Below are 24,604 nucleotides of genomic sequence, written 5' to 3'. Positions count from 1 at the left end.
CGGGACACTCCCGTTGCTGGCCCGTTTGTGTTGGTGAAGCAGGCTCAGCGCACCAGTTTCTTCAAGCCCTCCACCGTATCCGCCTCAGCCGCAGGTTTATCGCGCCTGATCCGGGCGATGCGGGGGAAGCGCATGGCGAGGCCCGATTTGTGCCGCTTGCTGTCGTGGATGCTGTCGAACGCGACCTCCAGCACGAGTGATTTTTCGACTTCCCGCACCGGGCCGAAGCGCGCCACCGTATTCTGGCGGACGAAACGGTCGAGCATCTTGAGTTCCTCGTCGGTGAAGCCGCTATAGGCCTTGCCAACCGGATGGAGCTCACCGTGTTCCGTCCAGCAGCCGAACGTATAGTCGGAATAGAAGGACGAGCGTTTGCCGTGGCCGCGCTGGGCGTACATCATGACGCAATCGGCGGTCAGCGGATCGCGCTTCCACTTATACCAGAGCGCGGCCTTGCGCCCGGCGACATAGGGGCTGTCGCGGCGCTTGAGCATGACGCCTTCGATCGCGGCGTCGCGGGCACCGGCGCGGATGTCGGCGAGCGCGTCGAAATCGGCGGCGTCGATGATGGCGGACAGGTCGAAGCGGGTCGCGTCGAGCTGCGGCATATAGGCTTCGAGCCGGGCGCGGCGGTCGGTCCAGGGGAGGGCGCGCAAATCCTCGTCGCCGTCGAGCAGCAGGTCGTAGAGACGGACGAAAGCGGGATAATCGGCCTGCATCTTGGTGCTGACGACCTTGCGGCCGAGCCTTTGTTGCAGGGCGTTGAAACTCGCCGCTTCGCCGCCCTGAAACTCGCCGCGTACCAGCAATTCGCCGTCCAGTACGGCATGGCCCGTGAAGGCGGTGGCGATTTCGGGGAAGCTGGCGGAAATATCGTCGCCCGCGCGGCTATAGAGGCGGGTCTCGCTACCCGTGCCGACGATCTGGATGCGGATGCCGTCCCACTTCCATTCGGCGACATAGTCGGTGAGGTCCACGCTGTCGGCTTCGAGCGGATGGGCGAGCATGAACGGACGGAAGAAGGGCGTGCCTGACGGGTCGGGGCGTTCGGTACGGCCCTCCGCCCAGTCGAACAAGGCTGCATAAGGCGGGGTCAGGGAATGCCAGACCTGTTCGACATCATCGACATCCAGGACGAACGCCTGCGCGAAACCCATCTTGGCGAGGCGGGCGGAGATTCCGACGCGCAAGCCTCCGGTGGCGAGTTTGAGCAGAGCGAAGCGGCCCGATGCGTCGAGATGGTTCATCATCTGCGCCAGAACATCGGGCGCGGCGGCGCGGCTCGTGGCGTGCAGGCGGTCGACCACGGTCGCCAGCGTCAGCGTGCCATCGTCCAGGTCGGGCGGTTCATTGGGGGGCGGAGGCCAGAGCAGGGCGACGGTCTCGGCGAGATCGCCGACATAGTCGCGGCTCATTTCGTAGAGGACGGGATCGACGCGGGCACGGATCATCTCGCTTATGGCGGAGGATTTGACGGCCTTGAGGTCGAGATTGCCGGTCAGCGCAGCGAGCGCCCAGCCGCGATTCGGGTCGGGCGCGGCGCGGAGGTATGCGGCGATCAGAGCTAGCTTGCCATTGCGCGAACGGGTGTAGACGAGCGCGTCGAGCAGTTGGGAGAAGGGCCTCATGATCCCACCTCCGTTCGGTTCGAGCTTGTCGAGAACAGGGGAGGAGCAGTTCTCGACAAGCTCGAACCGAACGGGTGGAGGGGTATGTTAGCCATCACCCTTCCTCCTCCTCGTCATCGCGCCCGACCAGCGCCAGCGCACGCGCGCGGATCTGGTGGGTCATGCACCAGTGAAGCAGGGCTTCCTCGCGGCCGTGGGTGATCCAGGTTTCGGTGGGGGCGACCTCGCGGATGGTGTCGGTCAATTCGTCCCAGTCAGCATGGTCGGACAGGATCAGCGGCAGTTCGACATTCTTCTGCCGTGCTCGTTGGCGCACACGCATCCAGCCGGACGCCATGGCGGTGATCGGGTCGGGCAGGCGGCGGCTCCAGCGGTCGTTGAGCGCGGAGGGTGGCGCGACAACGATCGCGCCGCGTATATCCTTCGCCGCGACGCCGGTGGCGGGGCGCAGGTCGCCCATCTCGACGCCAAGTTCGGCATAAAGCGCGCACATGCGCTCCATTGCGCCATGAAGATAGATGGGGTCGCTATGCCCGCGCGCGCGCAGTTCGCAGATGACCCGCTGCGCCTTGCCCAGCGCATAGGCCCCGACCAGGACGCTGCGGTCCGGGTTGGCGTGGAGCGCAGCGAGCAGCCGGTCGATCTCGCTGCCGGTATCGGGATGGCGGAAGACGGGCAGGCCGAACGTCGCCTCCGTCACGAAGATGTCGCAGGGCACCGGCTCGAAGGGGGGGCAGGTCGGGTCAGGACGGCGCTTGTAATCGCCGGTCACGACGACCCGCTCGCCCGCGTGGGTCAGCACGATCTGCGCCGATCCGAGCACATGGCCCGCAGGCACATAGCGGATGGTGACGCCGCCCAGCCGGATTTCCTCACCATAGCCGACCGTCGTGCCCGATGCCGTGCCATAGCGCAGCCCCATGATCGCCAGCGTTTCGCGCGTGGCCCAGACATGGCCGTGCCCGCCGCGCGCATGATCGGCATGGCCATGGGTCACGAGCGCCCGCTCGCGCGGTATCGACGGGTCGATCCAGGCATCGGCGGGGCGGACATAGATGCCGGTGGGGTGGGGTTCGATCCAATGGGCCATTCCCTCCAGAAGATGTGAGCGCGCCAGCGGTTCCGCAAGCTGGTCATGCGGACGTAACGCTATCGTCACGGCCACGACACGCATCTGCCCTATGCGCCGCCCACGACCCGACTGCGAGGAGGCTTGAAGGACATGGCGGCACCGGCACATCAGAACGTCACGCGCGCGGTGCATCGCCACCGGCATTTGTCCAAACAGGGGCTGCTGGAGCGCGCCTTCACCTTCGCCTTTCGCGGCCTCGTCTATGCCCAGATTTGGGAAGACCCCGCCGTCGACATGGAAGCGCTGGCGATCACGCCCGACAGCCATGTCGTGACGATCGCGTCGGGGGGCTGCAACGTATTGTCCTACCTGACCGCTGATCCGGCCAAGATTACCGCCGTCGATCTCAACACCGCGCATATCGCGCTCAACAAATTGAAGCTGATGGCGGCACGGACCTTGCCCGACCATGCCGCCTTCCACCGCTTTTTCGCGCAGGCGGACAGCAAGGAAAATATCGCGGCCTATCGCGACATCGTCGCACCGCACCTCGATGAAGCGACGCGGCGCTATTGGGAAGGACGCGACCTGATCGGGCGGCGACGGATCGGCGGGTTCGCGCGCGGCATCTACAAACATGGCCTGTTGGGGCGCTTCATCGGCGCGGCGCATCTGCTGGCGCGGGTCCATGGCGTGGACCTGCGGCGGATGCTGGCCGCGACGTCGCGCGCCGAACAGCGCGAGATTTTCGAGCGGGAGGTTGCGCCGATCTTCGACCGCGCCTTTGTCCGCTGGCTGACAAGCCAGCCGGCCTCGCTCTTCGGCCTCGGCATACCGCCCGCCCAGTTCGAGGCGCTGGCGGGCGATGCGCGCATGGACGTGGTGCTGAAGGCCCGGCTGGAGAAACTCGCCTGCGACTTCGACCTGAAGGATAATTATTTCGCGGTGCAGGCGTTCGGCCGCGGCTATGCGGGGGGCGAGGGCCCATTGCCGCCCTATTTGCAGGCCGCCAATCATGATGCCCTCCGGGCGCGCGCGGACCGCGTCGATGTGCGCCATGCCAATTTCACCGACTTCCTGCGCGAACAGCCCGATGCGTCGGTGGATCGCTACATCCTGCTCGATGCACAGGACTGGATGGATGACGAGCAACTCAATGCGCTGTGGGCACAGATCACGCGGACGGCCAAGCCTGGCGCACGGGTGCTGTTCCGCACGGCGGGCGAACCCAGCATCCTGCCGGGCCGGGTCGTGGACGCTGTGCTGGACCGCTGGGCGTATCGCGCCGAAGCGTCGCTCGACTATACCGCGCGCGACCGGTCGGCCATTTATGGCGGCGTGCATCTCTATGTGCTGAAGGACGCGCTGTGAGCGACCATGGGCGGTTGATGGATGGCACCTATCGCTGGCAGCGCCATATCTACGACATTACCCGCAAATATTATCTGCTGGGGCGCGATGGCCTGATCGCTGACCTTGCCCCGCCATCGGGTGGCAGCGTGTTGGAGATTGGCTGTGGCACCGGGCGCAACCTGATCGCAGTAGGCAAGGTCTGGCCCCATGCCCGGCTATATGGCGTGGACATCTCGCAGGCGATGCTCGACACAGCGCAACTGTCGGTCGAACGGGTCGGCATGGCGCGCTGCGTCCGGTTGGCACAGGGCGATGCTGTCGACTTCGATCCGATGGCGCTATTTGGGCGTGCGACCTTCGACCGGGTGTTCATCAGCTATGCGCTGTCGATGATCCCCGAATGGGAAGCGGCGCTGGCCCAGGCGGCGCGCTGCGTTGCGCCGGGCGGGCGGCTGGAAGTCGTGGATTTCGGGCAGCAGGAAGGCTGGCCGGGCATATGGCGGCGGGCGTTGTTCGGCTGGCTGGCGCGCTTTCATGTGACGCCGCGCGCGGTTTTGAGCAATGCGATTGAAACGGTTGCACGAGACGTTGGTGGACAACCTAACGTTCGGACGCTGTATCGCGGTTATGCGGTGCGGGGAGGGGTGGCGCTGGGTTAGTACTGCCTCTCGCTGCAGGGAGACTATTGATCACGCACCAACTTCCCAGCCGTTCGGGCTGAGCCTGTCGAAGCCTCTTTCTTGTCTGAAGAAAAGTAAGGCCCCCTTCGACTGCCTGCAAGGCAGGCGCTCAGGACAGGCTTCGACAAACTCAGGGCGAACGGTGGGGGTGGACCTCTGCCAATACGTGAAGCCTACCCCCCAGAGAAGGCGAGAATTCAAGCCGCGCGCCGTGCTGCCTTTTCCAGGTCCAGCCGATCCCAAATCTCGACCAGCGCGCTCACCAGGTCGCGCATCATCGCTTCGGTGTGCGCCGGACCCGGCGTGAAGCGCAGGCGCTCGGTGCCGCGCGGGACGGTGGGATAGTTGATGGGCTGCACATAGGCGCCATATTCGGCGAGCAGGATATCGCTGATCCGCTTGGCCTTGACCGGATCGCCGACCATCAGCGGGACGATATGCGTCACCGACGGCATGACCGGCAGGCCAGCGTCCGCCATCATCGTCTTGAGCATGGAAGCGGCGGCCTGCTGGCCCTCGCGCTCTTCGCTCGACGCCTTGAGGTGGCGCACGCTCGCCAGCACGCCTGCGACCAGCACGGGCGACAGCGAGGTCGTAAAGATGAAGCCGGGCGCATAGCTGCGGATCACATCGACGATCATCTGGTCGGCCGCGATATAGCCGCCCATGACGCCGAACGCCTTGCCAAGCGTCCCTTCTATGATGGTCAGCCGATCCGCGACATCGTCGCGTTCCGAAATGCCGCCACCGCGCGCGCCATACATGCCCACGGCATGGACTTCGTCGAGATAAGTGAGCGCGTTGAATTCGTCGGCCAGGTCGCAGATTTCCGCGATCGGCGCGACGTCGCCGTCCATCGAATAGACGCTCTCGAAAGCGATCAGCTTGGGCGCTTCGGGGTCTTCGGCGGCCAGCAATTCGCGCAGATGCTCTACGTCATTATGGCGGAAGACGCGCTTTTCGCAGCCCGAATTGCGGATGCCAGCGATCATGCTGGCGTGGTTGAGTTCGTCGGAAAAGATGATGCAGCCGGGCAGCAGACGCGCCAGCGTCGCCAGCGTCGCTTCGTTCGAGACATAGCCCGACGTGAACAGCAGGGCGGCTTCCTTGCCATGCAGATCGGCCAGTTCGCCTTCCAGATCGACATGATAATGGGTGTTGCCGCCAATGTTGCGCGTGCCGCCCGAACCGGCCCCGACATCATGCAGCGCATCTTCCATCGCGGCGATCACCTTGGGATGCTGGCCCATGGCGAGATAGTCGTTGGAGCACCAGACGGCGATCGGCTTGGGGCCATTATGGCCGTGGAAGCAGCGCGCATTGGGGTAGGAACCGCGGTTGCGGAGGATGTCGATGAACACCCGGTACCGGCCTTCTTCATGAAGACGGTCGATCGCCTGCGCAAAGATATGCTTGTAGTTCACGCTCGCCCTATCCCTTGATGGCCCGCATCCTCTGGGTGCGGCGTTTACCGACTGATGGCGCTCTTTACCAGCGCTAACCACTCGCAGACATAGGGGGAAATACCGATCAGTGATATCGGACCTTTTGTCCAAGCCCCATATTATAGCAGTTCTATCCGGTCCAGGCCGTAGCGGGCCAGCGCCGGAGCAAGGGCGCGGACCTTGTCGTCGATGCGCGTGAATACCGCTATGCCCGGCGGCGGTGCATCGGGCCATCGCTGGCCCTGCGTCAGAAAAGCGATGCGCCGGGCAATACCGTCGCCGCCATGGACGAAGGTAAGCGGAGGGGGCGCGGCGGCCGCCAGTTCGGCCTCGACCAGCGGAAAATGGGTGCAGGCGAGCGCCACCACATCCATCCGATCACCGCCTGGCTGCTCGGTCAAACCTGCGAGCGCAATGCGGGCAATGGCGGGATCGAGCGGCTCGCCGCGCAGCTTCGCTTCGGCCAATTCGACCAGCGCCGCGCTGCCATGGCGCAGCATGATGCAGTCCGCGCCATGTTCGGCGGCGAGCCGATCGACATAGGGCTGGCGTACGGTGGCCGCGGTGCCCAGCACCCCGAACACGCGGGTTTTGGATGCCAGCGCGGCAGGCTTTATCGCCGGGACGGTGCCGACAACCGGAATGTCGAGCGCAGCGCGCACATGCTGAAGCGCGATGGTCGACGCGGTGTTGCAGGCGATGACGGCAAGGCGCGGCCGATAGCGCTCCACCAGCCGCCCCAGTAGCGCAGGCACCCGCGCCGCAATCTCCGCCTCGCTCTTGGTCCCATAGGGAAAGCCCGCGCTGTCGGCGGCATAAATCACTGGTGCCGTTGGTATGAGCGCGCGCGCAGGGCCAAGGATGGACAGTCCTCCCACGCCGGAATCGAAAAACAGGATCGGGGCGGAGGATGCGACGGTCATTATGCCGACCATGTCGCGGGATCGGGCGAGGGTGTCAACACACCCATTGCTCGCGTCGTTCGTCACGCTATGGTCGCGCTTTCCTTCTATCGGCGAGATCATGACACTTCCCTGGCTGCTTCCGCTCTTCGTGCTGGCCCTTGGCTATCTGCTTGGCTCCATCCCCTTTGGCCTGGTGCTGACGCGCCTCACCGGGGCGGGGGATTTGCGGCAGATCGGGTCGGGTAATATCGGCGCGACCAATGTGCTGCGGACCGGGCGCAAGGGGCTGGCGGCGGCGACTTTGCTGCTGGATTTGCTCAAGGGTGCGGTGGCGGTGCTGATCGGCGCGGCGCTTATCGAAGGGGGTGGGCCGATGGCGGGTGCGATGGCGTTTATCGGCCATTGCTACCCCGCCTGGCTGCGCTTTGCCGGGGGCAAGGGTGTGGCGACGATGATGGGCGTGGTGACGGCGCTCCATTGGCCCGCCGGATGCATTTTTGCGGCGGTGTGGCTGGGCGCGCTGTTCGGGACGAAATGGTCGTCGGTCGGCGGCATGGCGGCAGCGGTCAGCGCGCCGATCGCTTTGTGGTTCATGGGGAGCGACCTGGTGCCGGTGACGCTCGCGCTGACGCTGATCCTATTGTGGCGGCATCGCGCCAATATCGCGCGGCTGATGCAGGGCACGGAGCCGAAGATCGGGGCCGCCAAGGAATGAGCGAGGGGGAGCGGTTCGACCGGCTGCGGCTGATCCGATCGCCCCGGATCGGGCCGGTCAGCTATCGGCAATTGCTCGCCCGCTTCGGCACGGCCGGAGCCGCGTTGCGCGCCATCCCTGACCTCGCGGCGCGCGGTGGTGGCAAGGCCAGCGTGGCGGACGCGGGCGCGGTGGAGCGGGAGATTGCGGCGTCACAAGCTTTGGGCGCCCGCTATCTGATGATGGGCGATGCCGACTATCCCGCGCTGCTCGACCAGATGGAGGGCGCGCCGCCTGCGCTGATCGTGCGCGGTGATGCGGCACTGACGGAGGGGCAATGTATCGCGATGGTCGGCGCGCGCAATGCGTCGGCAGCGGCGGTGCGCTTTGCGCGGGTGTTGGCGCAGGATTTGGGCCAACGCGGCGCGGTGGTCGTATCGGGCCTGGCGCGGGGTATCGATACGGCCGCGCATCAAGGATCGGTGGCGAGCGGGACGATCGGTGTCATCGCCTGTGGGCTGGACGTGGTGTTCCCGCCGGAAAATCGCGATTTGCAGGCGCAGATTGCGGACGAAGGCCTGCTGGTGACTGAACATCCGCCCGGCACCCAACCACTGGCGCGGCATTTCCCGACACGCAATCGCATCATCGCCGGGCTGGCGCTGGGGACCGTGGTGGTGGAAGCTGCGCCCAAGTCGGGCTCGCTCATCACCGCGCGATTGGCGGGCGAAGCCGGGCGCGAGGTGATGGCCGTGCCCGGCTCCCCGCTCGACCCGCGCGCGCAGGGGTGCAACCAGTTGATCCGCGAAGGCGCGACGCTGATCCAGAATGCGGCCGATGTGCTGGAAGCGGTCGGCCAGATCGACCCGCGCATGGTGCGGCAGGGCAGCTTTGACTTTGCGGGCGAATCCGTTTCAAGCGACGTCGCGGCGGGCGAACGCGACGCGGTGATCGCGCTGCTCAGCCATGCACCCGCGCCGGTCGACGACCTGATCCGGCTGAGCGGCTTTAGTCCGGCTGTGGTGCAGACGGTCCTGCTGGAACTGGAACTGGCCGAGCGGCTGGACCGGCTGGCGGGCGGACGGGTGAGTTTGCGGTGACGATAAATTTCGTCATGCCAGCGAAGGCGGTAGAGGGCTAAGAAAAGCAGACAACTGGTTAGCCGCGACGGCGGGTTGCAGCGCGCGCGGGCGAGGAAGAAAGAAACCAAACTCTCGGCGGTTATGCTGCACCTGCGAAACAATCGGCCTTTTGCCGCGTTTTCTTGGGATGGACATCAGCCTGACTCATATCACATCGACCGCCGCCTTTTCGATCGCGCTCGCTGTTGCCTCGGCCTTCCTGCTGCAATGGGCGCTCTATGCGATCGCGTTGCGGCTTGTGCGGCAGCGGATGGACCCGGTGCTGCTGCCCGCGCTGTTTCAGCCGACGCGGTGGCTGGTGGTGTTGCTGGCGCTGGGGGCGGGGGTGCAGCCGCTGGATCTGGGGCCGCGCGTCGAGGGGCTTTGGTCGATCGGGTCGAAGATGGTGTTCGCGCTGCTGGTCGGCTGGATGTTGTTGCGGCTGATGCGCGCCATCCGGGTGATGATCGAGCGCGGGTCGGACATTAATGTCGAGGATAATCTGAAAGCGCGCCAGCGCCATACCCGCGTCCGCATCCTCTATCGCATTGCCCAGAGCATCGTCGCGGTGCTTGTGATCGCGATGATCCTGATGGCGATTCCTGGCGTGCGGACGATCGGCGTGACGCTGGCGGCTTCGGCGGGTCTGGTGGGCCTAGCCGTGGGTGCGGCGGCCCAGCCTGCGCTCAAGAACCTCATCGCGGGCATTCAGATGGCTTTTTCCGAGCCGATCCGGCTGGACGATGTGGTGATTGTGGAAGGCGAATGGGGGCGGATCGAGGATATTACGTTGACCTTCGTCGTGGTCCGCATCTGGGACGATCGGCGGATGGTGGTGCCGGTGTCCTATTTTCTTGAAAAGCCGTTCCAGAACTGGACGACCAAGACGTCGGACCTGTTGGGCACGGTGTTCCTCTATGTCGATCCGACCGCCGATGTGGCGCGCATCCGTGAAAAACTCGTCGAGGTGACCAAGGCAAATGCGCGCTGGGACGGGCGGGTCGTACTGTTGCAGGTGACCGACCATCGTGCCGATGCGCTGGAGTTGCGCTGCCTGTTGTCGGCGCGCAATGCCGGGGTGGCGTTCGACCTACGCTGCGACGTGCGCGAGGCGATGCTGGACTTTTTGCGGACCGAGATGCCCGAAGCGCTGGTGCGCGGGCGGCAACGGATCGAGACGGCGGAGGGGGCGGCGATGGTACCTTTTACCAGGCCGTCCGACGCGGCGGGATGAGCGCCATCAGCGCGTCATAGATGCGCGGATTGATCGGCTCGATAAACTCCATGCCGATCCGGCCATCTTCGACCCAGCGAATGTCGGCGGGCACGTCCTGCACCAGCGGTAGCCACACGGTCACGCGCTCGCCCACCGATACCCTGTCGTCGCTGCGGCACATGAGGCCGAGCGGCGAGAGGTTGATGATCCGCACGCTATGGGCGTGGCTCCCTGCGGTCATATGGCTGACCAGGTCAACGAGATCGCGGCGCGCACGGCGCTGATCCACGGCGGGATCGCGCGAGCGCAGGACATGGTCGAGATTGGCAAGTAGCGAGGACATGGCCGCAGCCTGCCCGCCTAGATGTGAACGACGTCCTGCCAGAAAGCGTTAATGTCGGCCTAAGACTCTATTCCCCGTCAGGCGACGATCATGCCATGCTTTTTCGCGCCGAAACTCAATTTGTCGCCTGCGTTCAGCATCATGGCCGGATCGGTCACGACCTGGCCATTCACGCGAATCGCGCCTTCGGCCAGCTTGCGCCGAACTTCCTTGTTCGATGGCGCAAAGCCGAGGCCAGCGGTTGCCTGAACGACGGTCAGGCCGTCGGCGCCGAGGCTGACGGTCGGCAGGTTGGCGTCAGACGCGCCTTCCTCGAACGTCTTGCGCGCGGTTTCTGCGGCGGCGCTTGCCGCGTCCGTGCCATGGGCCATGGCAGTGGCGGCATCGGCCAGTATTTTCTTGGCCTCGTTGATCTCAGCGCCCTGTGCCGCTTCCAGCCTCGCAATCTCGTCGAGCGGCAGGTCGGTGAACAGGCGCATGAAGCGGCCGACATCGGCATCCTGCGTGTTGCGCCAGAATTGCCAATAATCATAGGGCGAGAGCGCATCGGCATTGAGCCAGACCGCGCCTTTGGCGGTCTTGCCCATCTTGCCGCCGTCCGCGGTGGTGATGAGCGGGGAGGTAAGGCCGAAGACCTGGGTGCCATCGACCCGGCGGGCGAGTTCGATGCCGTTGACGATATTGCCCCATTGGTCCGATCCGCCCATTTGCAGGCGGCAGGAGGCGCGGCGCGACAGCTCCAGAAAGTCGTAGGCCTGCAGGATCATATAATTGAATTCGAGGAAGCTGAGCGATTGTTCGCGGTCGAGCCGCAGCTTGACCGAATCGAAGCTGAGCATCCGGTTGACCGAGAAATGCTGGCCGATGTCGCGCAGGAAGGGGATATATTCGAGCTTGTCGAGCCAGTCGGCATTATCGACCATGATCGCGTCGGTCGGGCCATCGCCAAAGGTCAGGAAGCGTTCGAACACACGCTTGATGCTGGCGACATTTTCCGCGATCTTTTCGTTGGTCAGCAGCGAGCGGGCTTCGTCGCGCAGCGAAGGATCGCCGATCTTGCCGGTGCCGCCGCCCATCAGGACGATCGGCTTATGCCCGGCCTGCTGCATCCGCCGCAGCATCATGATCTGCACCAGGCTGCCGACATGGAGCGAGGGGGCGGTGGGATCGAAACCGATATAGCCCGGCACCACCTGGCTGGCAGCCATGGCGTCGAGGCCGGCCGCGTCGGTTAGCTGGTGGATGTAGCCGCGCGCTTCGAGCAGGCGCAGAAGATCGGACTGATAGTTGCTCATGGGCCGCGCCTGTAGCATTGGCAATGCGTGGCGAAAAGTCCCCCATCCGAACGGAGTTCAATGAATGCTGGCAATTGGCCTGATGTCCGGAACGTCGCGCGATGGCATCGACGCGGCCTTGATCGAGACCGACGGGGAAGGGGCGGTGACGCCGGTCGCCTTTCACGCCAAAGCCTATGATGACGGCTTTCGTATGCGGCTGGCGGAAAGCTGTACGCGGGCGATGGCGATGGATACGCCGGGGTTCGAGCCGCTGATCGCGTCGGTCGAGGGCGAATTGACCGAATTACATGTCGAGGCGGTCGCGGACCTTTTGGGGCGCAGCGGGCATGTGGCGGAAGATATCGGGGTGATCGGCTTTCACGGCCATACCGTGGCGCATCGGCCCGACCGGGGCTGGAGCTGGCAGATCGGGGACGGGGCGGCGCTGGCGGGTGCGTTCGGGATAGCTGTTGTGGGCGATTTGCGCAGCGCCGACGTGGCGGCGGGCGGGCAGGGCGCGCCTTTGATGCCGGTCTATCATCGCGCGCTCGCCGATGGGCTGGCGAAACCCGCCGCGATCCTGAACCTGGGCGGCGTGGCGAACATCACCGCCATCGGGACGGACGGCGATCTGGTCGCGTTCGACACCGGCATGGCGAGCGGGTTGATCGACAACTGGATGCAGGCGCAGGGCGATGCGGCCTATGATGAAGGGGGTGCGGTTGCGGCGCTTGGCCAAGTGAACGAGGCGCGGTTGGCGGCGATGCTGGCCGATCCCTGGTTTGACTTGCCGCCGCCCAAGAGCATCGACCGGGAAGCGTTTACCATTGACGCGGTACTGGGCCTGAGCCTGGAGGATGGCGCGGCGACGCTGACTGCCTTTTCGGCCGCAGCGGTGGCACGGGCGATCGACCATCTGGCGGTACGCCCCGCTTGCATCCATGTCGCGGGCGGAGGACGGCATAATGCCACGTTGATGGCGATGCTGCGGGCGCGGACGGGGTTGGACGTGGTGCCGGTCGATGGCCTGGGATGGGACGGCGACGCGCTGGAGGCGCAGGGCTTTGCCTATATGGCGGTGCGGTCGCTGCTGGGGCTGCCGATCAGCTTTCCGGGGACGACTGGGGTGCCGCAGCCGATGACGGGCGGGGTGGTGTTCAAGGCGTGAAGGCGCGGCCTTGCCCCTGATGAGCAAGGCCGCGCTTTGTGTCAGGCGATCGTTTTTTCAACCTGAAGCACCTGATCCTTTTGCAATATGTTCAGGGCCTCGTCGATCTGCTTCAGCGCGAGATCGCGCTGGGCAATCAGTTCCAGCCGCTGCGCCAGCAAATTGGTAGGCGGCCCGCCAGCGTCCGTGACAAGACTGCTCGGATTGCCGCCATTTTTCTGGATCATGTCGATCGCGCCGTCGATGCTGCCCAGCGCTGTTTCGAACTGGGTGGCAACATCCGTCCGTTTGGCTTGCAGGCTGGTGATGTGGCATAGGAACAGGGCGGCCGTGCGCTCTGCCGCGACCTCTTTCTGGCGGGAGGCCAAGGCCATGGCATCCGCGCCCAGGGCGTCGCCGCGCGATTTGAGCTTTTCGGCTTCGACGACGACATTGCGAAGCGTGACTTCGGGCACTTTGACGAACCATTCTTTGCGATCCGAATGAATTTCGGGAATGTCCATCTTGAAATCAGTGCGCGCCATCTTCGTTTCAGGAATGTGCATTTTGATTTCTTTCCGCCGCATTTCGGTGACGGGGACATGGGTGATGATGTCCTTCCATTTAACCGTGCATTTGGGAATCCAGCCGCCCTTGCAATAAAATTCGGGATAGCGCCCCATCGGCTTTGGCTGCATCACGATGGTGGGGTTGTCCCAAGACAAGGTGCGTAAATTCATGGTGACTTGCGGCAGATCGAGCGCCATCGCCTTGGTCTTCATCACCACGGTCGGGATATCGAAAATCCATTTCTGCTCGACCATCTTGAGGTCCACGGAGCCAGATATGCCGACCTTGTCCGCGTCATCCTGAATGCTTTTCGACCGACTGTTCAAATCATTCTGATCTTTGAGAAACAGGCCGGTGATTTCGTTCACGGCCTTTTCCTGGGCCGTGCATTCTTCATCCTGCGCCAGCAAAGGCGCTGGCAAAGACAGAGCAAGTACAGGAATAATATAGATGACGCGCATGAGCCTTCTCCCACCTGTTTGGCGAAGAGAAGGCTGATCCTATACCGGAGGCGTAACAACGGGAGTTTGGACCGTTTCGACGCCATATGGCATCAGGAAGGGCCATCCATCCGAAATGGACCAATTTACCGCTTCCGGGTCAATTCCCGCATCGCCTCGTCTATCCCCTCGATCGTCAGCGGATACATGCGGTCGTTCATCAGGTCGCGGATCAGGCGGGTGGACTGGCTATAGCCCCAATGGGCCTGCGGCGTGGGGTTGAGCCAGACGGTGGCGGGGTAGGTGTGGGCGACCCGTTCGAGCCAGACCGCACCTGCTTCCTCGTTCATATGTTCGACCGATCCGCCCGGATGGCTGATCTCATAGGGGCTCATCGCCGCGTCGCCGACGAAGATCACCTTATAGTCATGGCCATATTTGTGGAGAATGTCCCAGGTCGGCGTGCGCTCGGCGAAGCGGCGGCGGTTGTCCTTCCACACACCTTCATAGAGGCAGTTATGGAAGTAGAAAAATTCCAGATTTTTAAATTCGCCGGTCGCGGCCGAGAATAATTCTTCGCAGAGCGTGATGAACGGGTCCATCGATCCGCCGACGTCGAGGAAGAGCAGCAGCTTGACCGCATTATGCCGTTCGGGGCGCATGCGGATGTCGAGCCAGCCCTGCCGCGCCGTGCCGCGGATGGTTTCGTCGAGGTCGAGTTCGTCGGCCGCCCCTTCGCGGGCGAAACGGCGCAGGCGGCGCAGCGCGACCTTGATGTTGCGGGTGCCCAATTCCTTAGTGTTGTCGAGATTGGCGAAGTCGCGCTTTTCCCAGACTTTGATCGCGCGCTTGTGGCGGGATTCGCCGCCGATGCGCACGCCTTCGGGATTATAGCCGCCATGGCCGAAGGGCGAGGTGCCGCCGGTGCCGACCCATTTATTGCCGCCCTGATGCCGCCCTTTCTGCTCCTCCAGCCGCTTCTTCAGCGTGTCCATGATCTCGTCCCAGTCACCCAGCGACTTGATCTTCTCCATCTCTTCCGCGCTCAGATACTTTTCCGCGACGAGGCGGAGCCATTCTTCGGGGATGTCGGCTTCGACGCCCTCCGCGCTGAACACGCCCTTGAAAACCTGCGCAAACACCTGGTCGAAGCGGTCGAGCAGGCCCTCATCCTTCACATAGGTCGCGCGGGCGAGATAGTAGAAATCCTCCGGGCGGCGGGCGATGACGTCGCGGTCGAGCGCTTCGAGGAGCAGCAGATGCTCCTTGATGCTGGCGGGAATGCCCGCGGCGCGCAGGGCGTCGAGAAAGTTGAGCAACATGGGAAGGCTTGTCGGACAGGGTGTGCGCCGATGCAAGCCGGTCGAGCGATCATAACGGCAGCACAATATTAAGTGTTGCAGTGCAGGGTTAATCCGTCACTATCCAGACATGATTGATGCTGCGGGGCGCGCTTGAAAAACGGGGATTTACTGGCTGATCTGGGCGAAAGGTCGGGTGACATTGCATTGCAATGCAGCGAAACGGCCGGGTTTCTGGGTGCGCTCAATCACCGTATCCAGGGCGATGCCGCGCAACTGGCTGATTTGCAGGCGAATATGGACGCGCTGGCAGCTAGCCATGGCGAAAGCGTGACGGCGGCGCAAGAATTGCGCCTGACCGCGCGGCGGGCCGGGCAGATCATTGCCGAGGGGCATGACGTCATCACCCTGTCGATCGGCGAGCTGACCGGACTGGTCGAGCATGTCACAGGGCTGGAGGGGCATTTACGCCAGTTTCTCAGTGTGATCGAAGCGGTGGGCGATGTGTCCGACGAACTGGGCGCGATCGCGCGGCAGACGCGGTTGCTCGGCGTCAATGCCGCGATCGAGGCGGCGCGCGGGGGCGCAGCGACGCAGGGCTTTGCCGTGGTGGCGGACGAAATCCGGCGGCTGGCGGGACAGGCTGGGGAGTCGGCCGCGTCGGTCGGCGACAAGCTGAGCCAGTTGGATCGCGATGCGCGCCACTTAATTGGTGGCGTCGAATCCAACATCGTGCGGGGACGCGGGGTGGGCACCCATATCGACCGGCTGCGGCTGAGCATGGCCGAGATCGCGTCGCTGGTGACGCAATTTGGGGAGCGATCCGAAACGATTGTCGCCTGCACCGATGCGGCGGATGGCGATGTCGCGGCGCTGCGCCATGGGCTGGCGGCGTTCAGCCAGTCGGCCAGCGAGAGCGCGGCGCGGGCCGATGAAGCGCGGGTGCAGCTCGAAGGGCTGGAGGGCATGGCCAACGCGATGCTCAACAGCGCCGCGCACGGGCCGCAACGCACACGCAACAGCCGCTATATCGCGCTGGCCGAGGAAGGCGCAGACGAGATCGGGGCTCTGATCGAGCAGGGGTTGGCGGACGGGCACATTGGCACGGCGCAACTGTTCGATGTCGATTATCGCCGCGTCGCTGGGTCTGACCCGGCGCAATATCAGACCGGTTTCACCGCCTTTGCCGATGCGATGCTGCGCCCGGCGCTGGATCGGCATACGGCGCAGGACAGCGCGATCGTGGGCTGCTGCCTGATCGACATGAACGGCTATCTGCCCACCCATATCAGTGCGCGAAGCCAGCCGCAGCGGCCCGGCGCGCATCACTGGAACATGGAGCATGCGCGCAACCGGCAGATTTTCATGGACAGCCAGACCCGCCGCGCGCTGGACGGAGAGGGGGACTTCTTCCTCTACACCTATCGCCAGGATCTTGGCGAAGGCCGCTATCGCGCACTGCGCAGCGTGTTCGTGCCCTTGGTCTTCGGCGGGCGACGCTGGGGCCTCTATGAGGTCGGCTATCTGATCTGAGCGGGGCTGCGCTTTATGCCGTGGATCAGCGAAACAAGCACGAAGCTGATGATCATCAGCAGGTACCAACTGCCGAGTTTTGCCAAGCTGACCATGTGCCAGCCATCGCGCTGGTCGGGATAGGTCCAGGCGTTGGCGAACGTGCCGATATTTTCCGCCAGCCAGATGAACAGCGCGACGAGGAAGAAGCCGAGCAGCAACGGCATCCGACGGGGGATGCGCCAGGGAGTGAAGACGGCCCAGCTCCTCCCGAACAACAGGATAGCGGCGGCGAAGAGGGCCAGACGGACATCAGGCAGCCAGTGATGGGCAAAGAAGTTGATATAGATCGCCACGGCCAGCAGCACGGTCGCCCATACAGGAGGATAGTGGGTGAAGGAGAAGTCGAAGATACGCCAGATGCGTGCGATATAGCTGCCGACGGCGGCATACATGAAACCGGAGAAGAGCGGCACCGCGCCGATGTGGAGCAGGCTCGCTTCGGGATAGATCCATGACCCGGCCTGCGTCTTGAACAATTCCATGACGGTGCCGATGACGTGGAAAGCGGCGATGACCTTCGCCTCCCGCCAGCTTTCCAGCCGGAAGACCAGCATCGCGCCCTGGATCGCCAGTGCGGCGAGGGTGAGGAAGTCATAGCGGTGGAGAGCGGCATCGGCGGGATAGAAGAGATGCGTTGCCAGCAACAGCACCAGCATCAGGCCGCCAAACAGGCAGGCCCATCCTTGCTTGAAGCCAAAGAGCAGAAATTCATAGGCCCAGGCCTGCGGCCCTTCGGCGACAGGCAGCGTTTCGAGGCGGGCGCGGATACGGGCGAAACGGGTGGCGCCGGACGTTAGGGTCATCCCCTCGCCTTAACCGTCGACCGCCTTCGACGAAAGGGGGGTCAGCGGGCGGTCGTCGCTTGCACCAGCGTCACGTCGCCGGTGGCGGTGTAGGCGGCGGTGGCGCTGGCTTTGGCGGTGTTTGGGTCATTGCCGTCGAGGATGGCGGCGACCTGGCGGGGGCTGGGGACGCGGTCGTAGGTGCCGTAGAGGTCGGTCTGGCCGACCATGTGGATCGACAGCTTATAGCCTGCGCCGCTGGTGGCGGGATCGAAGGCAAGGACGGTGCCGCTGTCATCGACGGGCACGATGATCGCGCCTTCGGTACGGCCGACCTGTTGCAACATGTCGTAGCTGCCCTGCGCAGTGGTGACGGTGCCGCGCACGCAGAGCGCATCCTTGCCCTCGCGCGGCATGCGGACCTCTTGCGGGACGGCCTCGCCGGTTTCGGTCGTGCGGGTAAGGCGTGCGTCCTTGTTGGCGGCGATCGGGCAGGCGTCGAACCGCGCGGGGGCGGTGGCGTGGAGCGAGGCCGGATCGTCCAGCGTCATTTGAGCGAGCATGGCGTCCAGCCCGTCCAGCACTTCGGCGCGGCGACCGGTGGGGCCGGTGACTCGGATCTTGGCGATCCAGCGGCCCGCATGGACGAAGCCCGCCGCCGTTGTGAGCGCGCCATCGGCCGCATCGTCATAGACGGCGCGGATCGCGCGATCGGCATGGCCCGCGACGGGCGCGCTGGCGTAAGCGGTGCGACGGGTCTTGGGGCCGAAACGCTCCATCACCGCCTTGTCGGTCATATAAGCGGCGAGCGAGGCGTCGGCATAGGTGGGCAGATAGACGTAGAGCGTCGCCTGCACCGCGCCGTCCTGCGAGACATATTGCGCATAATTGTCGACACCGCGGCCGCCGTTCGAGGCCTCGCCGCTCTTGGTGAGCGAGAGGGTAGCGATGCTGTGCGGCAGGCTGATGCCGGCGGCGGTCGCGCGGATGCTGCTATCGGTCGGCGTCCAGGCTTCGGGCGCGTCTTCGGCCTGCGCGGCAAAGGGTGCGGCCAGACAGAGGGCGGCGGTAAAGAGAAAAAGGGCGCGCTTTGGCATTGGCATCCAGCTCCTGATCCAGACCGTCTTGGCGCGGCGTTGAATAGTTACAGGAAGGCTACAGACAATGCGCGCGGGCGCAAGCGGATTCGCGCGAGATTAGGGTGATCTGCGTTGGGCTGAACCTTACCGGCCCTGACGACGCGCCATGAAAGCAAGGCGTTCGAACAGCATGATATCCTGCTCATTCTTGAGCAGCGCGCCGTGGAGCGGGGGGATCGCCTTGGTCGGATCGCTATTCTGGAGGACGTCGAGCGGCATGTCCTCGTTCAGCAGCAGCTTGAGCCAGTCGAGCAATTCGCTAGTCGAGGGCTTTTTCTTGAGGCCCGGCACGTCGCGAATCTCGTAGAATATATCCATTGCCTTGCTGACCAGGATTTTCTGGATGCCGGGGAAATGGACATCGACGATCGCCTGCATCGTCTGACGATCAGGGAATTTGATATAATGGAAGAAGCAGCGGCGCAGGAAGGCGTCGGGTAGTTCCTTCTCGTTGTTCGAGGTGATGATCACCACGGGCCGGTCGGCGGCCGCGATCGTCTCGCCCGTTTCATAGACGTGGAAGGCCATGCGATCGAGTTCCTGCAACAGATCGTTGGGAAATTCGATGTCGGCCTTGTCGATCTCGTCGATCAGCAGCACGGGCAGGGTCGGCGAGGTGAAGGCCTCCCATAGCTTGCCCTTGCGGATGTAATTGGAGATTTCATGGACGCGCGGGTCGCCGAGCTGGCCATCGCGCAGGCGGGCGACGGCATCATATTCATAGAGGCCCTGATGCGCCTTGGTCGTCGATTTGACGTTCCATTCGATCAAGGGTGCGCCAAGCGCGGTCGCGATTTCCTGCGCCAGCACGGTCTTGCCGGTGCCCGGTTCGCCCTTCACGAGCAGCGGGCGGCGCAGCAGCACGGCGGCATTCACCGCGACCTTCAGGTCGTCAGTGGCGACATAGTCCTGGGTGCCTTCAAAACGCATATGTTCCCGTCCGCTTAGCCTGTGCCTAGATTGGGACTAGGCAAAGCGGCGCGCGGGCGCAAGCCGTGTGGGCGGTATCGACGGGGGTCAGTCCTGCCGCGCCCGCACATCAGCGCGGGCGGCGAGCAAGTCCCACAGGCCGCGATGCTGGTTGAGCAACTGGCGCGCGCCGAACTGGATGGCCCGGTCCACGCCATCGTCGCCGCCGATCGCGCGGGCGACGTCGAGCGTGGCGGCGCGGTCGGGCAGGGTGCATGCATGCGGTTCGATGCCGGCGCGCAGCGCCGCGACATCAAGCACCTGGCGCACGGCGCGCCAGTCGAGCACCAGTGCCATCGCCGCGCCCATGGCGCAGCCGCGCCGGTCGGACTGGGCGAGCATATCGAGCGCGTGGCGTTGCTGGCTGACGGCGGTTTCGCAATCGGCCTGGCCAGCGGTGCTGGGCACCGGGCCGGCGGCGACGGTCACCTGGGTAATATAAGCGCGTTCGGCGGCGAAGGCGTCGGCAGCTTCGATCAGCCAGATGCGCGCGGCATTATCGGCCGAACGGGTTGCGGCATGATCGATGACGCCGGGATGGCGGCCGTGGAGCAGGCAGAGATAATAAGCGGCATCCGCAAGGTCGCCGAGCGAAAGCAGCGTGTCACGGACGACACCCGTACCAGCGCGCATCGCATAGCTGTGGGCGCTGGTGCCATCGGCGGCGACCAACGCCTCCAATATCCGCGCGATATCGCCAAATTGGTAGCGGGGTGCCGCTTCACTCATGCCAGGATTCCTGTCTTGCCCGATCCGCCGACGGGTTTCGCAACGCAGGTTAAGCAAAAGGGGGTAAAGAAGCGGTTTACACCGACATAAAAAAGGGCGACCCGCAGGCCGCCCATTTTCATGTCGCTGAAAAGCGGCAGATTATTGATCGAGAAAACTGCGCATCTTGCGGCTGCGCGAGGGGTGTTTGAGCTTGCGCAGCGCCTTCGCTTCGATCTGGCGGATGCGTTCACGGGTCACGCTGAACTGCTGGCCGACTTCCTCCAGCGTATGATCGGTGTTCATGCCGATACCGAAACGCATGCGCAACACGCGCTCTTCGCGGGGCGTGAGGCTGGCGAGGACGCGGGTGACCGTTTCCTTGAGGTTCGCCTGGATTGCGGCATCCACCGGGATGATCGCATTCTTGTCCTCGATGAAATCGCCCAAGTGGCTGTCTTCTTCGTCGCCGATCGGCGTTTCGAGGCTGATCGGCTCCTTGGCGATCTTCATCACCTTGCGCACCTTCTCCAGCGGCATGGAGAGGCGCTCGGCCATTTCCTCCGGGGTCGGCTCGCGGCCCTGCTCATGCAGGAACTGGCGGCTGGTGCGCACCAGCTTGTTGATCGTTTCGATCATATGGACCGGGATGCGGATAGTCCGCGCCTGGTCCGCGATCGAGCGGGTGATCGCCTGCCGGATCCACCAGGTCGCATAGGTGCTGAACTTGTAGCCGCGGCGATATTCGAACTTATCGACCGCCTTCATCAGGCCGATATTGCCTTCTTGGATGAGATCCAGGAATTGAAGGCCGCGATTGGTATATTTTTTGGCGATGGAGATGACGAGGCGCAGATTGGCTTCGACCATTTCCTTCTTGGCGATGCGCGCCTCGCGCTCGCCCTTTTGCACCATGTTGACGATGCGGCGGAATTCGCCAAGCGACATGCCCGTCGCCTGCGCGATTTCGCTGACTTCGTTGCGGATACGCTCGACCGCACGCGCTTCGGCGGCGGCGAAGGCGGCCCATTTCTTGTCGATGCCGCTGACCCGGTCGAGCCAGGCATCGTCCAGTTCGAAATTGACGTAGCGGTCTAGGAAGTCCTTGCGGCTGACCTTGTGGCGCTCGGCCAGGCGCAGCATCTGCCCGCCCAGCGCGGTCAGGCGCCGATTATAGGCATAGAGCTGATCGACGAGATATTCGATCTTCTGCTGATGGAACTGGACGCTTTCGACCTGGGCGGTCAGGCTTTCGCGCAGTTCCTGATAATCATCCTCATCCTTCTGGCTCAGCACTTCGCCCGTGCCCATGGCAAGCATGCGCGACGATTGAATGGCCGAAAAGGCGCGGAAGATTTCGGTGATGGTGGCGAATTTCTCCAGCGCGATCGGCTTGAGGGTTTCTTCCATCTGGGCCAGGGAGAGGGTGTTGTCCTCTTCCTCTTCCTCTTCGACGCGGCGGGTGCGGCGTTCGGTGCCGTCCTCATCCTCATCGGCGTCGGCGGATTCCTCCTCCGGCTCTTCTTCTTCCTTGAAGCTCGGACCAGCGGTCTTCTCGCTGATCTCGCCATCATCATCCTCGGCGCCTTCCTCCAGGCTTTCCGGGGCAGGGTCTTTGGACAGCATGGCGTCGAGATCGAGAATCTCGCGCAGCTGCATTTCGCCATTGTTGAGCGCGGTCGACCATTCGATGATCGCGTTGAAGGTGGTCGGGCTTTCGCACAGACCCAGGATCATGGTGTCGCGGCCGGCCTCGATCCGCTTGGCGATGGCGATTTCGCCCTCACGGCTGAGCAGTTCCACCGCGCCCATTTCGCGCAGATACATGCGAACGGGATCGTCGGTGCGATCGACCGTTTCCTTCTTCTTTTCGGTGACCAGGCGCGGCGAGCCATCGTCATCGTCCGCCGCCTCATTGGCGTCGTCGTTGTCGTCCTCGCGCTGCTGGTCCTCGCCATCCTCGCTGGCTTCTTCATTTTCGACGATGTTGACGCCCATGTCGTTGAGCGCGGACATGACATCCTCGATCTGCTCGGAGGACATCTGGTCCTGCGGCAGGGCGTTGTTCAGCTCGTCATAGGTGATGTAGCCACGCTTTTTGGCGCGGGCGAGCAGCTTCTTGACCGACGCTTCGTTGAGGTCGAGCAGGGGCGCATCGCCACCTTCATCCCCACCATCGCCTGCACCCGCCGCATTCTTGCTGTTCGCCTTGGTCGCCATCTATTCGCCTTAACTCCGCCGCTCCCTCTGGCGGGAGCGATCAATTCCAATGCATCGTCCGCCAAAGGGACGTTTCGTTCAAACCCTACCGCCCCGCGAAGGAACGACCCGTTCAAACAATGTCTTCGGGCTGCGCCAGTTCCGCCAGTCGACGGTCATGGTCGGCCTTGAGCGCCAGCAAGCGCTGTTGCTCAGCGAGATTTTCCTCACTGACGTCGCCCTTAAACCGCCGTGTCGCCTCCGCCAGCGCTGCCTCAAGCTCCGGTCCCTGCGCCATCACCCGAATGGCCTCCTCCAGATCGCGCGCAAGGCGATCCGGGTCAGCGGTCATCTTGTGAGGGGTGAGTGTGAACGTGTCGGCCCGGAGCATCCCTTTAGCCATATTATACACTTCACCTGGCTCCAATATGGTAAGGAGGCCCTGTGTTTCAACAGTTTCTTTGCGTAGCGACGCACTAATCATCGAATCGGCCAGCCGGGCGAGGATGGGATCGCCGATCGGCAGGCCCGCCAGCGTCTCGCGATGCAGCGCAATCTGGTCGGGATGGCGCAACAACCCGGCCAGAATCGCCCGCAAAAGCCGCTGTTCCATGCCGCTGGCACCGATGGCGCGGACCTCATGGCCCGCCGGGCCGATCGGCGCTTTCCAGTTGCCGCGCTTGTCGCGTTGCCAGCGGGCGGCGCTGTTGCCGCTGCCGGAGCCGCGCGCCGCCGGGGTGAAGGCGGGGCGGGCGAAGAAGAGCGCGTCATAGCGTTCGCGAAAGGCGTGGGCATAATGCGCGCGGACATCGGGGTCCGCGATCGCATCGGTCAGCGCGCGCAGGCGCTGCTTGAGCGCGGCTTTCTGCTCCGGCGTGTCGAGCGGGGCAGACCCTTGCTCATGGCTCCACAGACGCTCCACCAGCGGCTGGGCGGCGTCCAGCACCGCGTCCATCGCCGCCGGGCCACTGGCGCGCAACAGGTCGTCGGGGTCTTGCCCCTGGGGCAGGGTGGCGAAGGCGAGGCTGTGGCCGGGGCGCAGCAGCGGCAGGGCGCGGGTGGCGGCGCGGATGGCGGCTTTCTGCCCCGCCGAATCGCCATCGAAGCAGAGGATCGGCACCTCGACCATCTTCCACAGCCGCTCGATCTGATGCTCGGTCAACGCCGTGCCGAGTGGGGCGACGGCATCGCCGAACCCGGCCTGCGCGAGTGCGATCACGTCCATATAGCCTTCGACCACGATCACCCGGCCGGTCTGGCGACTGGCGGGGGAGGCGCGGTCGATATTGTAGAGGGTGCGGCCCTTGTCGAAGAGCGGGGTGTCGGGGGAGTTGAGATATTTGGGCTCGCCCTGGCCCAATATCCGTCCGCCAAAGGCGATCGTCCGCCCGCGAATGTCGCGGATCGGCAGCATCAGGCGGCCCCGGAAACGATCATAGGGATCGCGCTTCTTGGCCCGGTCGCTGTCCGGTTCGGCGGCGTCGGGGTCGATCAGCAGGCCCGCTTCGACCAGCATCGGATCGCCATAATCCTTGAGCGCGGTGCGCAGCCGCCCGCGACTGTCGGGCGAATAGCCAAAGCCGAAGGCGCGGCGGGTGGCGTCGCTGATGCCGCGCTTGCTGAGGTAAGCGCGCGCCTCCGCCCCCTCGATCGCGTCGAGTTGGGCGACGAAGAAATCCTGCGCAGCGGCCATGGCATCGTGCAGGCCTTTGGCGGCTTCGGCGCGTTTGGCGGCGCGCGGATCGGGCGCGGGCACATCCATCCCCGCCGCCTGCGCCAATTCCTTCACCGCCTCCATGAAGGGCAGGCCGCGCTGGTCGGTCATCCACCGGATCGCATCGCCATGCGCCCCGCACCCGAAACAGTGGTAGAAGCCCTTTTCATCGTTGATCGTGAAGCTGGGCGTCTTTTCGTTATGGAACGGACAGCAGGCCTTATACTCGCGCCCGGCCTTCTGCACCTTGACGGTACGGCCGATGAGCGTGGACAGCGACGTGCGCATGCGCAGTTCGTCGAGAAAGGCGGGGGTTAGCGACATGG

General features: G+C 64.2%; 21 protein-coding genes. 7 read left to right on the top strand and 14 right to left on the bottom strand.

The window, feature by feature from the left end; all coding sequences use genetic code 11:
* Positions 1-44: 44 nt before the first annotated feature.
* Both J2W40_RS06700 and J2W40_RS06695 read right to left on the bottom strand, forming a co-directional pair.
* Entirely contained in the window at positions 45-1,628 is a 1,584-nt protein-coding gene (locus J2W40_RS06700; RefSeq protein WP_310222916.1) for a cisplatin damage response ATP-dependent DNA ligase, read from the bottom strand.
* 94 nt (positions 1,629-1,722) lie between these two features.
* On the bottom strand, positions 1,723-2,718 hold the full coding sequence (locus J2W40_RS06695) for a ligase-associated DNA damage response exonuclease (protein ID WP_310223053.1): 996 nt from the start codon (positions 2,716-2,718) through the stop codon (positions 1,723-1,725).
* Positions 2,719-2,850: 132 nt separating this feature from the next.
* Between J2W40_RS06695 and J2W40_RS06690 the strand changes: the two genes are divergently transcribed.
* A complete protein-coding gene (locus J2W40_RS06690; protein WP_310222914.1) occupies positions 2,851-4,071 on the top strand; it encodes a BtaA family protein in 1,221 nt (406 codons plus the stop codon).
* Entirely contained in the window at positions 4,068-4,712 is a 645-nt protein-coding gene (locus tag J2W40_RS06685; protein ID WP_310222912.1) for a class I SAM-dependent methyltransferase, read from the top strand. Before J2W40_RS06690 ends, J2W40_RS06685 begins: the two co-directional genes overlap by 4 nt.
* Positions 4,713-4,930: 218 nt before the next feature.
* On the opposite strand, the gene hemA is transcribed toward J2W40_RS06685, so the two are convergent.
* Positions 4,931-6,157: a 5-aminolevulinate synthase gene (gene hemA, locus J2W40_RS06680; RefSeq protein ID WP_310222910.1), complete on the bottom strand. Its 1,227-nt coding sequence runs from the start codon at positions 6,155-6,157 to the stop codon at positions 4,931-4,933.
* A 140-nt stretch (positions 6,158-6,297) separates the two neighbouring features.
* Positions 6,298-7,101 (bottom strand): glutamate racemase, encoded by an 804-nt coding sequence (gene murI / locus J2W40_RS06675; RefSeq protein ID WP_310223051.1) that lies wholly within the window; start codon positions 7,099-7,101, stop codon positions 6,298-6,300.
* Between the two features lie 100 nt (positions 7,102-7,201).
* Here murI and plsY point away from each other — a divergent pair, with 100 nt between their 5' ends.
* The 3 genes from plsY (at position 7,202) to J2W40_RS06660 (ending at position 10,132) form a co-directional block, all read left to right on the top strand.
* Positions 7,202-7,798: a glycerol-3-phosphate 1-O-acyltransferase PlsY gene (gene plsY, locus J2W40_RS06670; RefSeq protein ID WP_310222908.1), complete on the top strand. Its 597-nt coding sequence runs from the start codon at positions 7,202-7,204 to the stop codon at positions 7,796-7,798.
* The gene (dprA, locus tag J2W40_RS06665; RefSeq protein WP_310222906.1) at positions 7,795-8,877 is read left to right on the top strand and encodes a DNA-processing protein DprA; all 1,083 of its coding nucleotides are present in this window, start codon (positions 7,795-7,797) and stop codon (positions 8,875-8,877) included. Before plsY ends, dprA begins: the two co-directional genes overlap by 4 nt.
* Positions 8,878-9,046: 169 nt before the next feature.
* The gene (locus J2W40_RS06660) at positions 9,047-10,132 is read left to right on the top strand and encodes a mechanosensitive ion channel family protein (RefSeq protein WP_310222904.1); all 1,086 of its coding nucleotides are present in this window, start codon (positions 9,047-9,049) and stop codon (positions 10,130-10,132) included.
* Here the strand turns inward: J2W40_RS06660 and J2W40_RS06655 are convergent.
* Both J2W40_RS06655 and tyrS read right to left on the bottom strand, forming a co-directional pair.
* On the bottom strand, positions 10,104-10,457 hold the full coding sequence (locus tag J2W40_RS06655) for a PilZ domain-containing protein (protein WP_310222901.1): 354 nt from the start codon (positions 10,455-10,457) through the stop codon (positions 10,104-10,106). The two genes, J2W40_RS06660 and J2W40_RS06655, sit on opposite strands and share 29 nt — an antisense overlap.
* A 77-nt stretch (positions 10,458-10,534) precedes the next feature.
* Positions 10,535-11,752, bottom strand: a complete 1,218-nt coding sequence (gene tyrS / locus J2W40_RS06650; RefSeq protein WP_310222899.1) for a tyrosine--tRNA ligase — start codon at positions 11,750-11,752, stop codon at positions 10,535-10,537.
* 64 nt (positions 11,753-11,816) lie between these two features.
* On the opposite strand from tyrS, the gene J2W40_RS06645 reads away from it, so the two are divergent.
* Complete coding sequence (locus J2W40_RS06645; protein ID WP_310222897.1) at positions 11,817-12,902, top strand: anhydro-N-acetylmuramic acid kinase; 1,086 nt, start codon at positions 11,817-11,819, stop codon at positions 12,900-12,902.
* Positions 12,903-12,943: 41 nt separating this feature from the next.
* Here J2W40_RS06645 and J2W40_RS06640 read toward each other — a convergent pair whose 3' ends face one another.
* Together J2W40_RS06640 and J2W40_RS06635 are read right to left on the bottom strand one after the other, a co-directional pair.
* Positions 12,944-13,912, bottom strand: coding sequence for a hypothetical protein (locus J2W40_RS06640; RefSeq protein ID WP_310222895.1), 969 nt, complete (start codon positions 13,910-13,912; stop codon positions 12,944-12,946).
* A 125-nt stretch (positions 13,913-14,037) separates the two neighbouring features.
* Positions 14,038-15,213: a vWA domain-containing protein gene (locus J2W40_RS06635; protein WP_096061993.1), complete on the bottom strand. Its 1,176-nt coding sequence runs from the start codon at positions 15,211-15,213 to the stop codon at positions 14,038-14,040.
* 132 nt (positions 15,214-15,345) lie between these two features.
* Between J2W40_RS06635 and J2W40_RS06630 the strand changes: the two genes are divergently transcribed.
* Entirely contained in the window at positions 15,346-16,725 is a 1,380-nt protein-coding gene (locus J2W40_RS06630; protein WP_310222892.1) for a methyl-accepting chemotaxis protein, read from the top strand.
* Here J2W40_RS06630 and J2W40_RS06625 read toward each other — a convergent pair.
* From J2W40_RS06625 to dnaG, 6 genes are all read right to left on the bottom strand, one after another.
* On the bottom strand, positions 16,713-17,570 hold the full coding sequence (locus tag J2W40_RS06625; protein WP_310222890.1) for a DUF817 domain-containing protein: 858 nt from the start codon (positions 17,568-17,570) through the stop codon (positions 16,713-16,715). The genes J2W40_RS06630 and J2W40_RS06625 overlap by 13 nt on opposite strands.
* 41 nt (positions 17,571-17,611) lie before the next feature.
* Entirely contained in the window at positions 17,612-18,646 is a 1,035-nt protein-coding gene (locus J2W40_RS06620) for a hypothetical protein (RefSeq protein ID WP_310222888.1), read from the bottom strand.
* Positions 18,647-18,772: 126 nt separating this feature from the next.
* The gene (locus J2W40_RS06615; RefSeq protein WP_037477788.1) at positions 18,773-19,618 is read right to left on the bottom strand and encodes an AAA family ATPase; all 846 of its coding nucleotides are present in this window, start codon (positions 19,616-19,618) and stop codon (positions 18,773-18,775) included.
* Positions 19,619-19,705: 87 nt separating this feature from the next.
* Positions 19,706-20,386, bottom strand: a complete 681-nt coding sequence (locus J2W40_RS06610; RefSeq protein ID WP_310222885.1) for a DUF6975 family protein — start codon at positions 20,384-20,386, stop codon at positions 19,706-19,708.
* Between the two features lie 141 nt (positions 20,387-20,527).
* Positions 20,528-22,585 carry an RNA polymerase sigma factor RpoD gene (gene rpoD / locus J2W40_RS06605; protein ID WP_037473480.1) on the bottom strand — a complete coding sequence of 686 codons (2,058 nt, stop codon included), beginning with the start codon at positions 22,583-22,585 and terminating at the stop codon, positions 20,528-20,530.
* 112 nt (positions 22,586-22,697) lie between these two features.
* Positions 22,698-24,602 carry a DNA primase gene (gene dnaG, locus J2W40_RS06600; protein ID WP_310222882.1) on the bottom strand — a complete coding sequence of 635 codons (1,905 nt, stop codon included), beginning with the start codon at positions 24,600-24,602 and terminating at the stop codon, positions 22,698-22,700.
* Positions 24,603-24,604 lie beyond the last annotated feature (2 nt).

The organism is Sphingobium xenophagum (assembly GCF_031457465.1).
GTDB classification, from domain to species: domain Bacteria; phylum Pseudomonadota; class Alphaproteobacteria; order Sphingomonadales; family Sphingomonadaceae; genus Sphingobium; species Sphingobium xenophagum_A.
The sequence above is the reverse complement of the archived record's forward strand: the minus strand, read 5'-3'. Positions and strand labels throughout refer to the sequence as shown.